Origin of the sequence: Crassaminicella profunda (assembly GCF_019884785.1) — a bacterium.
GTDB classification, from domain to species: Bacteria; Bacillota; Clostridia; order Peptostreptococcales; family Thermotaleaceae; genus Crassaminicella; species Crassaminicella profunda.
On sequence record NZ_CP082326.1, the window covers coordinates 3,462,174 to 3,475,748 of the forward strand.

Genomic DNA, 13,575 nt, shown 5'->3' on the forward strand with positions numbered 1-13,575 from the left:
CTTTCATTACTTTAATGTAACTACATTGGTAACATCCATTTCATCAAATGGTCTTCCATTATTTTTAGGCTTTTTACTATGCATCATTATTTTTTGACCAGATGGACTCCATTTAATAGGTGTGTAATATTCCCCTGTAGCAATCAATGATTTTTTCTTTGTTTTTACATCTACTACATAAACCCCTTCATGTCCCTCTTCATTTGATATATAAACTACCTTTGTTCCATCAACAGACCACTTTGCACCAAATATATATCCTTCCACTAAAATATCTCTTTGTTTTCCTTCTAAATCTATTGTAATCAATTCATTTACATCTTTATCAAGGTTTGATGTAATCATAAGTAGTTGTTCTTTACTAGGAGATAGCGTAACCTCTTGAACATGGTCTTTCACTAATACTTTCTTTTCTTTTTTATTCATATCATAAACTTTTAGCTTGTTATCATCATGTGCTCCTCGATGTATTGTTACATAATATATTTTATCTAAAACTTTTATTGGGTTTGTAATACTAAGTCCATCTAACGGATCTTGTGTCCCCATTGTTCCACTTTCTACATCTTTTATTTTTTTTATCCTTCCATCAACGTTTATAGTAGCAAACCCTCTGATACTGTGGCAAGGAATAATTAATTCTTCATTATTTATCCATTGAGCTTCACTCAAATCATACTCATCTATAACATTATCTGTAATTTTAGCTATCGTATTTCCTTGTGCGTCTGAAATATATCCTGTTGCCTTTTCTTCAAATTCATTTCTATAAAATAGATACTTATTATTAGGTGCAAAAATTGCCCCATCTTGGAATTTTGATTGATCACCAATGCTTTTTTCTGCTTTATCATTTAGATTATATACATAAAGATTTTTCACTTCAAAATCAGCCTTCAGTTTCGCATTATCAATTTTTACTGGTTCTAATTCACTATTTTCCTTTGTGATTACTATTTTATTTTCATCTATCCAATCATTTCCTATTATTCCTTCATAAATATCAATTTTAGATGCAACAACTTCAGTTGCTAAGATATCTTTTGTGTCCTTTATGATAGTTATATTTTCATTATTTTCTTGTCCCTCTGCTTTGTATTGTGTACATCCCACTGTTCCTACTAAAGCACTAAGCACCAAAATACCTGCTAATAATTTTCTTTTGATCATTTTTCAATTCCTCCTTATTTTCTATAAGGATACTATACCTAATTGATTTTTCAAAAGTATATCTAATTGTTTCAAAACTGTAAACTTTTATAAAGCTGGAAAAGAAATCAAAAATGTAGTTCCTTTTTCGTTTGTATCTAATACAGAAATGATTCCTTTTTGTTTTTCTATTAATTCTTTTACAAGAGAAAGGCCTAATCCTGTCCCCTCATGATTTTGAGATTGATCTTTATTAACGGTATAAAAAGGTTCAAATATTTTCTTCCTTGCTTCTTTTGGAATTCCTATTCCTGTATCTGCTACTTCTATAAATACTTTTTTATCCCGCATATAGCTGTTAATAAATATTTTTCCTTGAACCTTATTATATTTTATAGCATTGTCTATCAAATTTATAAAAATATGCATTAGATTTTCCTTATCTCCTAGAATAAAGCCAGATTGCAAGCTTTTTATTATGAGAATATTAAACTTTTGAGCTTTTCCTTCCATACGGCTACAAATTTCTTCTAATATTTCTTTTACATCTATTTTTTCACATTGAAATTCAAAATCATATTTTTGTAATGAAGACAAATATAAAATCTTCTCCACCATCTCATATAGTCTTTGTGTTTCTTTTGCTATATTTACCTTTGCATCTCTTAACAAATTCGGATCGTCTGAATACATATCTAATAAATCTATATAGGTTCTTATAACTGTAAGAGGTGTTTTGAATTCATGGGTTATATTCCCAATAAAAATTTTCTGCTGCTTTTCTAATGCTTTTAATTTCTGTACTGCTAGTTTGAGTTTTTCCTGTTCTTCTTCCATCTCTTTTATATTTTTTTCAATTCGACTACTCATATAATAAATGTCTTCACTCAATTCCCCAATTTCATCCGTTCTTGTAAGGGGAATAATACGATTATATAATCCCATTTTAATGTCTCGTGTATCTTTTTTTAGTTTAAAAATACTTTTAGTAAATGTATTAAAATAAAAATATGCACTAATAAAACTAAATACAAATACAACTACTCCGATCTTCATAAAAAGAACCTTTATAGCATTATAAAAATCAATATTTTTTTTAAGAGAGTAATGAAATTTGATAACTCCTATTTGTCTCTCATTATAAAGTGGAGCCATATATACTACATGCTCTCCTACAATTTCATATGCTATTTGATCTTTCAATGCATGAGAAAGTAACTCTTTTGTATCTGTTCTATTATTATACGGCATAGAATTAACTAATTCTTTTCCATTCATATCATAAATGGCAATATGCATTCCATTTATTGAATTTAACTGCAATACAAGTTCTTGTGCACTTTTTTGTAAAAATTGTTCTTGATCTTCTATTGATTTTGTAAGATACATCTGCCTAATATAGGTGTTTGCAATTTTTACTTGTCGTGCTAAATACATTTCATAGTCCTTCTTTTGATTGTTTTGTATTCCATTTAGTACTAGTGTACTGAGTATACTTACTGTTAAAAGTAAAAGAATTGCTAAAAATACACTGGATTTTATCTTTATACTAACCTTCATAGATTTCACCTATCGCTTTATATCCTACTCTATATACTGTCTGTATGATATTTTCATAAGGCTTATCTAATTTTTTTCTGAGTCTTTGAATATGAATATCCACTGTACGAGTTCCCCCAATATACTCCATTCCCCAAATTAAATCTAAAAGCTCATCTCTTGTATATACTCGATCTAAATTTGATAATAAAAGAACTAACAAATCAAATTCTTTAGGCGTAAATTCCAATTCTTTTTCTTTTATAAGAACTTTTCTTTGTTTTAACATGACCTTTAAATCTTTAATTTGTATATGTGTATCTTCAGATTCATTTGTATTTTTATTTAACCTTCTAAGTAATGATTTAACCCTTGCTATTACTTCCCTTATATCAAAGGGCTTTGTTATATAATCATCCGCTCCTAACTCTAGCCCTAATACTTTATCTACAATATCATTTTTTGCAGTAAGCATGACAATCCCTAAATTTTCTCTATTATCTAATTTCCTACATACTTCAAATCCATTCATTTTAGGCATCATCACATCTATAATCACTATATGTGGATTAAAGTTTTTTATTGTATTTAATGCTTCTTCTCCATTATAAGCAGTCTCAACACTATAGCCTTCTCTTGTAAAAGCATATGCAATTAAATCCGCAATACTTTTTTCATCATCTACTACTAGTATTTTTTCTTTCATTTATTCATCCACCTCTCTATCTATATCACAGTATAATATATCTAATAAGAAATTAGAAATTATTTATAGACTTCTGGTGGTTCTCTTATTTTCATTTCTTTTTATATTATTTATTCATCTAGTATATCCTTAAATATACTATTCTCACTTTATTTTAGAAAAAAATACAGTTATTTATAATACGCTTCATCTCACCAAATCCTAAATTTCTATATTTTATCCTTTCTAAAATAATTTTTCTTGCATATTATGTAGTAATTGTTAGTTACTCATGAGGTGCTAAAATATTGTTATCTATATTTATTTTATTTATAGGCACGGGATTTTTAACACCTTTATTTTCAACAAATTTATTTAAGTCTTTCATTATAAAATCAACGATTTCACTAAATTTTTTCTCTACATTTAATGTTTTAAGACATGCTATGTTATAAGGTATTATGAACTCTGGAACATAGCATTCCTGTGAATCGAATCACATTTTCTAAACATAGTGCATATGCTAATTTTATAAGACTATGAAAGGAATGAACCCTATGTATAATGTTTATAATCTATATCCATGTCCTTATTACATTAACACACCAATGTATAATATGTATAAAACGTATCCCTATCCTTACTACGTTAATATACCAATGTATAGCTCAAACTTTTCAAAACAGTATACTACATTGAAGGATTATGGACCAGAACCCTTTGTAATTAATATTGAGGAGGCTACTACACAAAACCCTACTTTTCGTACCGCCTTATGGACAGGAGAAAATTTGCAAGTTACCTTGATGAGCATCCCAGTTGGAGAGGATATAGGTTTAGAAGTTCATCCCACAGGTGATCAATTCATACGTATTGAAGAAGGTCAAGGACTTGTTAAAATGGGGGATAGTAAAGATCAATTAGATTTTCAAGAAAAAGTCTATGATGACTATGCAATCATGATCCCTGCTGGTAAATGGCACAATATCATCAATACAGGTGATAAACCACTTAAATTGTACGCTATCTATGCGCCACCTGAGCATCCGCGTGGTACAGTTCATAAAACTAAAGCAGATGCAGAAGCTGATGAAGATAACAAGAAATACAAAAAGGGCTATTAACTATGCCCTTTTTTATATAGCAATTATTTTTAATTTTTGCTTGACATCCGTTAGCTGATTTAATGTTTCTATATTAAGTACCGCAAAAAGTTCTGTAAGGACAGGTTGATGGCGGAGGCAATGTGGAGTAATCAACCTGTTCGGGAGAATGGGCATAGGGACTTGAAAGAACATCAAGAAACCGCTTCATCACGCTATAGTCTCCTTGTTTCACTGCAGCTTCTAGTGCTTCTTCTACCCGGTGATTTCGAGGGATTAGCGCGGGATTGGAGTTTCGCATCAGTTGTTGCGAGGAATCTTTTGGTTCATGCTGCCTGTCTAATCTCGCCTGCCACAGCTCGTACCACTGAGCAAATTCCGTTGTGCCAAACAGAGCCGTATCCTCTGACTTATCAAAAGTTAATGCTAGAAAGGTATTGGTATAATCCGCACGATACTTCTGCATCATACTGAGGAGACCTTCAATAAGAGATTCATCCTGTACCTCTTCGTTAAAAATTCCCAGTTTTGCTCTCATTCCCGTGATCCAATTACAATGATACAACTCAGTAAAATCTGAAATCGCATCCTGAGCTAGTTTAACAGCCTGTTCCTGGTTAACATGCAGCAGCGGCAATAGAGTTTCAGCAAACCTGGCAAGATTCCACGCGGCAATATTCGGCTGATTGCCATAGGCATAACGGCCATGAATGTCAATGGAACTAAATACCGTTGCAGGGTCATAAGTATCCATGAAGGCGCAAGGACCATAATCAATAGTTTCTCCACTAATGGTCATGTTGTCGGTGTTCATCACCCCGTGAATAAAGCCAACCAGTTGCCATTTGGCAATCAGCACAGCTTGACGCTTGATCACTTGTTGAAGTAAGAAAAGATAACGATTCTCAACATCGTCAACGTCTGGAAAATGTCTTTGCAATGTATAATCAGCTAGGGTTCGTAAATCCTCGACAGTCCCCCACTTTGAAACGTATTGAAAGGTTCCCACACGCAGATGACTAGCAGCCACGCGAGTCAGAATTGCACCAGGCAGATCAGTTTCGCGGATTACTGACTCGCCAGTTGTCACCACCGCTAAGCTACGGGTAGTAGGAATACCAAGCCCATGCATTGCTTCACTGATGATATACTCACGTAGCATGGGACCAAGTGTCGCTCGCCCATCTCCCCCCCGAGAGTATGGTGTTTTCCCTGAACCCTTGAGCTGAATATCAAACCGTTCACCAAAAGGCGTGATCTGTTCTCCAAGCAGTAGAGCTCGACCGTCTCCTAACATGGTAAAATGCCCAAATTGATGCCCTGCATAAGCTTGAGCAAGCGGCAAAGCACCTTCAGGAAGCCCATTGCCAACAAACACTACTACGCCATCATTGCTTTGCAGTGCCTGGACGTTCAACCCTAGGGATGTTGCCAACGTATGATTGAGAATGATTAACTTCGGTGAACGTACAAGAGTTGGGTTAAGTCTAGTAAAAAATGTTTTCGGCAGGCGAGCATAACTGTTATCTAAATTCCATCCTGTTTCTATTACTACTTTTCTCTCTGTCATCGTATCTCCTTTTCTTTAATCTTTTTGTATTCTGGCTTTTTCTTTTACACAAAGCAAAAAACATGGGTATTATATAACATTCTTAGCTATCTACTTTCTATATCAACACAATGCAGCCCCTTTTAGTATCTGCTTCTACCAATTTATTATGCCCTTTTCACACTCAAGTACTATCTCTTCAATTATGGTATTCTGGAATATATTTCAATTTATATTTCTAATCTGTAGAAAACAATAAAATGTTATATATCTATACTCATTCTTTACCCCATCTCTTGAAACAACAAAATCAAGAGACAAAAAATAAAACGACACACTTGTTAATAACAAATAACAGGGGTATTTACCTCAATATTATTAAATATCTCCTTTGCTACGTTGTAAGGCATGTTTATACAACCATGGGATCCATTTGTCTTATAGATATTCCCTCCAAATTTACTTCTCCAGCTTGCATCATGAAGCCCTATTCCACCATCAAATGGCATCCAAAAGGCAACTGGTACAGCGTAATCTGGACCCCTTAAGATAACTTTTCTCTGTTTATATTTTAATCTATGAATACCTTTACGTGTTTCTGTATGTTTTTTTATATTACCAGATACAATAGGTCCTTGGACTATTAGAGAACCCTTCTTATAAAACCATATATGCTGTTTCCCTATATCTATTTCAACATATGTATCTCCAATATCAGTAGCCCCGTGAGAAAAGGCCGTCTGACTGTATGCTGGTTCTTTTGTTATAGTCTTTCCCTCTCTAATATTCACAATCAGATTTTGTACTTCTTTCGCTATATCAATGCACCAACCATAGTCGCCACCGCCTATATGAATAGTTTGCCCTGATGATCCAGCAAGACTTCTTATTTTTCCAACAGTATTATAGGTTTTAAAAATTTTTTCTAAATAATCCTCTACCTTTTTTCCATCAACGACGACTTCCAGATTCTCATTTACTATAAGCCACTGGTTTATTATAGAATCATCTATTGTTTCTTTATCATCTCCGAATGTATAGGTAATCTTTGATGATACGTATTTGTTAAGCGTGTCTTTGACTTCTATGATTTTAGGAGACTTTGAAGTATATTCTGGCTTTACATAGCAATCCCCTGTTTCTAAATCTACTTCAGTATCACCCCTTAGTATTGCCTCTTCTACAAAGAGATGTAGCTTCTCTTTATCTACCTTGCTTCCTGGAATTTCATCTAAGATCATATAACTACTATCCAAATATCGAAAGCTAGGATTCTTAGGTTCAATTATATTCCTATCATCAAAACATGAAAGTCCATCGATTTGTTTCTTCAGTAGTTCCTTATCATATAATAGATCTGCTGTGGTTTTTGAATTTTTCTGTAAGCAAAGTTCAAAAAACCAATAGAAAGGATTTTGACTCTCTTTAAATTTATAAAATTCCTCGTCTGAACAATACCGTAAATTTATGTCATTGCCTTTTATCTTTTCAATCTTATCCTCTCTCTCTTTTATACTTAAAGTATACTCCTGAAGCTGAGATGTCACTATGATTTTAGCCTCTTCTACAGTTCTTGCAGAAACATCTATGTCATTGATTTCAGAGCCAAAACAATAATGACTTTCGAAATGCTTCGCCATTCCAAAATAAAGAATAAGTAAGTAGCAGATAGAAACTACTATGTATCCGACATATTTTTTACGCTTTTCTTCTAGCTCTTCTTTTGGTTCTTCCGTTTGCTCTTCGAAAGGCTTTTTAATTAACTCATCAGTTTGTTCTTCTGTTTCCTTCTCTATTGACCTTTCTATTTTTTCCTCCATGGTCCCCACCCCCTTATGTGAGAACAGATTCTAGAACTGCACTTATCTCTTAGGGATTACTGCACCTTATAGAAAAAGTTCACATTACATCTTATGTGGTACCATCCGTTCTTAAAACAATTATTTTCAAAATCAATTTCACAGTAAGCACCTCATAATATAAAAGATACCGAAATATTGTGTTGTTCATTCTCACAAAAAAAACACCCGTTTTATTGAAGTCACTGAAAAGTAATACTTTTTACAGTGACCTCCTTTACAGGTGTAACCTTTTTTGAGCCTTTCTTTTGAAATTTAGTGTCCCATTTTCATGTCTTCTATATGCACTTTATAAAGCTCCTCTTTATAAAATCTATAATCAATCTTTGAACCGTGTGCATAAATATCATATTCTAAAAACTCTTTATTCTCACATTCTAAAAGTCTTTGCTCTAATTCTTCATGATCTATTTCTTTATCTATAGTATATATAAGAGTTCTAAGAACTTTTAAAAATTCGCTCTTATTAAAGTTCTCAAAGGAAATATCGATAAAACCTTCTTTATAATTTATTTCATATTTTTTGTTTATCATATATGCTCTTAAAAAGTTGCTATTTTCTTTTGGTGATCCTTCTTCAATGGAAAAATCATACTCTAAAGTTTTTAATGTGTTTTTAAATTCGTTTATAAATGTTTCTTTTGTAACGTAATCAAAACTAGGTGAAAAATTGGGATTTCCTATTATATCTCCTTCATTTACATCTCTAAAAACGTACTCAGCAATGAAGAATTCTCCCTTATGATAGTATGGTATATACATACTACCTTTTTTGTATATATTAAAGCACATTATTAATCCAAAAACACAGATGATGATTACTATCTTTTTTTTAATTATAGACTTATTCATACGATCACCTAATTAGCCTTTCTTGTATTTAAAAAAGGTCTTTTAAACTCTTTAGGTCTATATTCTATATCATTTACTATACACTCAAGTTTTCTAACCATTTCCCTTACTTTGTAATTATGCTTCTGAGCATCTAAAACATCTTGGCTTGTAGTAATATTTCTTGGTTTTCCTCCTTCATCTAAGTTTTCACTCTCAATAGCTATTCTTATATGCTTTTTCATATTTTTCACAGCAACATCAAAAGAATTTTCGCCAGAAATATTCGTTAATTTAGCATTTGCACCTCTATTAATAAGATCATCTATTACATCAAATTCCATATTAAAGGCAGCTATCATAAGGGGAGTAATTCCATAATTATTCTTATGATTTACATTAGATACTTGATCCTTTATCATACTATATTTACCATACTTTATAGCATCAAATAATGCTGTTCTCCCATGATCATCTACTATATTAACGTCTGCTCCTGCTCTTAATAGTAGTTTTACGGTTTCATCTCCATGATTATTTTTTATTGCATAAACAAGTGCAGTTTTACCTTCTTTTAAACATTTCTGATTTATATTTATACCTTTTGATATCGCATTTTTTACTACATCGTTATAGGTAAATTCATTCCCCTTATTCTTAAAAAAGTGAGATGAACAAGCAATCATTAAAGGGTTTTTACCCTCATCATCTGTCAAATCAAATTCACGTCTATCAATGTATCCCATAAGTTCATTGACTTTAGCAAGATCTTCTTTATAAGCTATTTTACTCCATTTTCTAGAAACAAGAAATCCTTGAACAAAAGCTAATATAATCAGTATTAAAATAATAAAATCCATTATTTCACCTCCACTTTTGTTCCGCACTCAGTGCAGAATTTTCCTCTACCAATGTCCGCACCACAATTTACGCATTTAACTTTATATTCCTTTGTTATCTTTTTAGGCTCCAATTCTTCTGTTGTAGTTTTAATGTTTTGTTTATAATCGTCCTTATATTGTGATAAATCAATAGCAATGTCCTCATTTGTAGTTTTAGAACATTTAGGACAATAGACCATTTCTTTTGTCAGCTTTTGTCTGCAATTTGTACACAATATCTCAATATTCTCAAAATATACTTTATTCTTTTTTGTTAAGTTAAAAAATTTTTTCTTCTTATACCCTAAATTCTTTCTATATTTACTAAGTAGTATATTCATCCCTAGGAATATGAGTATCATAAGTAATTTTGTAATAATACTATCGTATCCAATATCTGATTGAATAACAATCATGGGTATTCCAAACATGATAAACCCTACCACCATAACCGCAAAACAGCCTTTGCCTTTACTTGTAGGATTTTGTGCTTGTATTTCCTTAATTTTTTCTATCTGTTCTTTCTGTACATTTGATACTGGCATTTCAATAACTGGTGCTTTGCAATTTTCACACCATTTTGCTCTCGCCCATATTTCACTTCCGCATTTATAGCAATACTTGTTAATCATATATTCCTCCTTTCCTACTTAACAATATTTTCTAGCAACTGTTCCATTTATATTTCTAAAAACTTTTACTTCACTTTAGAATTTTGGTAATGAAAATCTTGCAAATCAATATGTTCAATACTTTCTAGATTCCCTTCAATATTACTATCTCTTACATTTAATCTGATTAAATTTTTCAATCCTCTTAAGTTTTTAATATCACCGTAAATATCAGAAAAATGAAGATATAAAGTTTCCATTTCCGTTAAATTGCTAAGATATTTTACATCTCCTGTTATTTGGCTATAACTTAACCCTAGACTCTTTAGTTTTTTAAAATTACTAAAATGACTTATATCCCCTGTCACATTAGTTCCTTCGATATAAAGCCTTTCAACATCAAAACAAGTAAGATCCCTAAGATCGCCTTCAAGAGTCACGCCGCAAAAACTCACGTACTTTAGATCCTTTAACTCTTTTAAAACAGAAAGATTTGCCGTTACCTGTATTCTATTATCCATTTCCCCATTGATTCTTATCTTTTTTAAGTTCTTAAAGTATTTTAAATCATCTAAACTTTTTATCTCATCCTGATATTCGCTCTTTTTCAAATCTAATATCGTCTTTTCTTCAAGATCATTAGCTGTTATTGTCTTATCTCCAAATCCGTAGATATCCCTAATGGCTTTTTCAAAGCCTTTATCACTAAATCTTATAGCCTTTTCTTTATCTTCACTACCACTTGTATTGCCATCAGAAGATGCTTTTTCAGCATAGGCTATAAAATTACCATTCATATCAAATTTAGCAATTTTATCTTCTTCACCAAAATGTACATAAACCATATCACCTTTGATAGTTACACCATTTGCCCAATAAAACTTTTCCGACTCTTTAACCGTCCACAAAAGCTCTCCTTTGGATGAGAAGCATTTTAAGAAATCACCATAATAACAGGATACAAAGATTAGACCATTATCAGCACAGGCAATTTCAGCTCCACTACCCTTTAAATCCTTTTTCCATAAGATATTCCCTGTATCACCCTGAAAACAATATAATGTTCCTCTTATCTCCACCATTACATTCTTTTGAGCTGTTAATACTCCTTTAGATATTGGATCCATCTCTGTTAGTTCACCCTCTGGCATATACTCAATATGCTCCCAAAGGATCATCTCTTCTGTTATCCTATCTGTTTTATCTAGTTCTTCTTTATTGGTAAGTCCTAAAACATTCAATTTAATCCTACCATCGTCATTTCTGTTTTTCCCTACAGCAATCGTTTCGATAAGGACGTTATCAGTATTTCCATCTATTACATGACTATTATCCTCTAATTCATCATTTTGATTAATAGTGCTTGTAGTATTGTTATGATCAGTAAATGTATTACTTTTATCTTCACCTATAACCTCATGATCATCACTACCTAAAAACATCAAACCCCCAATAAATAAAATAAATACTACTATAGCCACTGGGATAATTTTATGTTTTTTCTTTTTACCCTTTTCTCTTTCATTATCTTCCTCAATTACATTATATTGTTGCTCATAAGTAGGTTGATTAACATTTTCTGTTTGTTTCTTATACACACTTTCTGCTACCTCGATTTTCGTTCCACATTCACCACAAAATTTTGCATTATCATAAAGCTTACTTCCACATTCGCTACAATATTTCATAGGTATCCCTCCTCGTATACTATATTTATACACACAATTTTAATATCTTAATATAGTTTTTTTCAACCTTTCTGTCCTTTCCTAATCATATGAATTATTTCAATTCCAAAGCAGTATATACTTACGCCAATAAAAAAAAATACAAGAAAAGCACCTAAATTTCACATTTTAGCTGCTTTTCTTTAAGTCTTTTATATTTTCTTGTTATTTTCTTGTTATTTTATTATCAGTATAATTATGACTATTTTTTGTTTTTTCTCTTTTTTTATTTCTAATAAGCCAACTTTTGCTCATATTATATCATAAAAATGGTTCTATTAGAATTTTTCTAAAGGCTCTTTCTCCTTCCCACAACTTTCACATAATCTTCACATAGCTTTATAGTAGATTAAAATTACATATGCCCTTATAATCAATTTAACAGAAAGTTTTCTTTAACAAAAATTTATCAGTAATAAATAAGGTCTAGACTACCGTTTGATATGAGAAGGAGTGAATATCATGAAGAAAATTCAAAAATATCGTTTAGTGGTTCAAATTCTATGTTTAGTTCTTACAATATTTGGATTTTTTACTAATTTTAAAGCAACATTATTACTGATTCTTGGTTTGACACTTTTATCTGGTGTATTTTATTGTGGTTGGATCTGTCCATATGGGTTTATACAAGATCTATTCAGTAGGGTAGGACGATTATTAGGTATTAAAAAGAAAAAAATGCCCATATTTATTCAAAAAGTATTGGTATTCAGTAGATATATACTATTAGCTCTTGTTTCTCTCATTGGGTCAGATTTGATTTTTAATATTATGTCATTTGATCCTAGAATAAATTTTGAGAAATTATTATTAAGTGATATAGGTACAATTGGTTCTATTACAGTCATGTTATTCTTTGTATTCATTGCTTTATTCTTTGATAGACCATTCTGTAATTACTTCTGCTTTGAAGGAGCCAAGTTTGGTTTGATGAGTCATTTTAGAGTTTTTACAATCAAAAGAGATAAATCTACATGTGTGAACTGTAAGAAATGCGATATGACTTGTCCTATGAATATTGAAGTATCAAAATGTACTAACTTAAGATCCCCTCAATGTATTAACTGCTTTAAATGTATTTCTAGCTGCCCTGTAAAAGGTACGCTTACTTATGGTAAAGCCAATATGATTCAGCGAGAAAAGAAAAAATATTTAGCTATGCTTATCAGTGTATTCGTATTAATTGGAGCTTTCCTAGTATATAATATCTATAATGGAACTAATCCTTTAAATCTTGAAAACAAACATCTTTCTGAATCTACTTCTGATAAAACTATGCTAGGTGAAACTGCATCCTCAAAATCAAATGAATTTACAGTGATTTCTGAAGAAGATTCTAAAAGTTTAGGAGATGGAGCAGGTATTGCCGACGGCATATACACAGGCAAAAGTGAAGGGTTTAGAGGTCCAATGACTGTACAAGTAACAGTAAAGAATGAACATATTATAGCAGTAGAAGTCATAGAACACCGTGATGATAGAAAATGGTTTAATCGGGCAAATAATGTTATCCCTGATAAAATTGTTAATAAACAAAATGCTGATGTTAATGCGGTAAGTGGTGCAACCTATTCATCTAGGGGTATTATAGATGGTGTTAAGAATGCGTTGAAAAAACAAAATAAATAACGTGGTGATAAG

General features: G+C 31.6%; 11 protein-coding genes. 2 read left to right on the top strand and 9 right to left on the bottom strand.

Translation table 11 applies throughout. The annotated features are described in order from the left end of the window. Positions 1 to 6 precede the first annotated feature (6 nt). The 3 genes from K7H06_RS15980 to K7H06_RS15990 form a co-directional block, all read right to left on the bottom strand. Positions 7 to 1,170, bottom strand: a complete 1,164-nt coding sequence (locus K7H06_RS15980; protein WP_223037028.1) for a TolB family protein — start codon at positions 1,168 to 1,170, stop codon at positions 7 to 9. 87 nt (positions 1,171 to 1,257) lie between these two features. Next, positions 1,258 to 2,709 carry a sensor histidine kinase gene (locus K7H06_RS15985; protein WP_223037029.1) on the bottom strand — a complete coding sequence of 484 codons (1,452 nt, stop codon included), beginning with the start codon at positions 2,707 to 2,709 and terminating at the stop codon, positions 1,258 to 1,260. Next, the gene (locus K7H06_RS15990; RefSeq protein ID WP_223037030.1) at positions 2,699 to 3,394 is read right to left on the bottom strand and encodes a response regulator transcription factor; all 696 of its coding nucleotides are present in this window, start codon (positions 3,392 to 3,394) and stop codon (positions 2,699 to 2,701) included. The genes K7H06_RS15985 and K7H06_RS15990 overlap by 11 nt, the downstream gene beginning before the upstream one ends. A 536-nt stretch (positions 3,395 to 3,930) precedes the next feature. On the opposite strand from K7H06_RS15990, the gene K7H06_RS15995 reads away from it, so the two are divergent. Next, the gene (locus K7H06_RS15995) at positions 3,931 to 4,497 is read left to right on the top strand and encodes a cupin domain-containing protein (protein ID WP_223037031.1); all 567 of its coding nucleotides are present in this window, start codon (positions 3,931 to 3,933) and stop codon (positions 4,495 to 4,497) included. A 73-nt stretch (positions 4,498 to 4,570) separates the two neighbouring features. Here K7H06_RS15995 and K7H06_RS16000 read toward each other — a convergent pair whose 3' ends face one another. From K7H06_RS16000 to K7H06_RS16025, 6 genes are all read right to left on the bottom strand, one after another. Further along, complete coding sequence (locus tag K7H06_RS16000; RefSeq protein ID WP_223037032.1) at positions 4,571 to 6,046, bottom strand: protein adenylyltransferase SelO; 1,476 nt, start codon at positions 6,044 to 6,046, stop codon at positions 4,571 to 4,573. Between the two features lie 320 nt (positions 6,047 to 6,366). Continuing rightward, complete coding sequence (locus K7H06_RS16005) at positions 6,367 to 7,845, bottom strand: L,D-transpeptidase family protein (protein ID WP_223037033.1); 1,479 nt, start codon at positions 7,843 to 7,845, stop codon at positions 6,367 to 6,369. 294 nt (positions 7,846 to 8,139) lie between these two features. Further along, positions 8,140 to 8,736 (bottom strand): hypothetical protein, encoded by a 597-nt coding sequence (locus K7H06_RS16010; protein ID WP_223037034.1) that lies wholly within the window; start codon positions 8,734 to 8,736, stop codon positions 8,140 to 8,142. Positions 8,737 to 8,744: 8 nt separating this feature from the next. Beyond that, on the bottom strand, positions 8,745 to 9,575 hold the full coding sequence (locus K7H06_RS16015; RefSeq protein ID WP_223037035.1) for an ankyrin repeat domain-containing protein: 831 nt from the start codon (positions 9,573 to 9,575) through the stop codon (positions 8,745 to 8,747). Continuing rightward, complete coding sequence (locus K7H06_RS16020) at positions 9,575 to 10,228, bottom strand: hypothetical protein (RefSeq protein ID WP_223037036.1); 654 nt, start codon at positions 10,226 to 10,228, stop codon at positions 9,575 to 9,577. Before K7H06_RS16020 ends, K7H06_RS16015 begins: the two co-directional genes overlap by 1 nt. 65 nt (positions 10,229 to 10,293) lie before the next feature. Beyond that, on the bottom strand, positions 10,294 to 11,895 hold the full coding sequence (locus tag K7H06_RS16025) for an outer membrane protein assembly factor BamB family protein (RefSeq protein ID WP_223040054.1): 1,602 nt from the start codon (positions 11,893 to 11,895) through the stop codon (positions 10,294 to 10,296). A gap of 501 nt (positions 11,896 to 12,396) precedes the next feature. On the opposite strand from K7H06_RS16025, the gene K7H06_RS16030 reads away from it, so the two are divergent. Beyond that, positions 12,397 to 13,563: an FMN-binding protein gene (locus K7H06_RS16030; protein WP_223037037.1), complete on the top strand. Its 1,167-nt coding sequence runs from the start codon at positions 12,397 to 12,399 to the stop codon at positions 13,561 to 13,563. Positions 13,564 to 13,575: the final 12 nt, after the last annotated feature.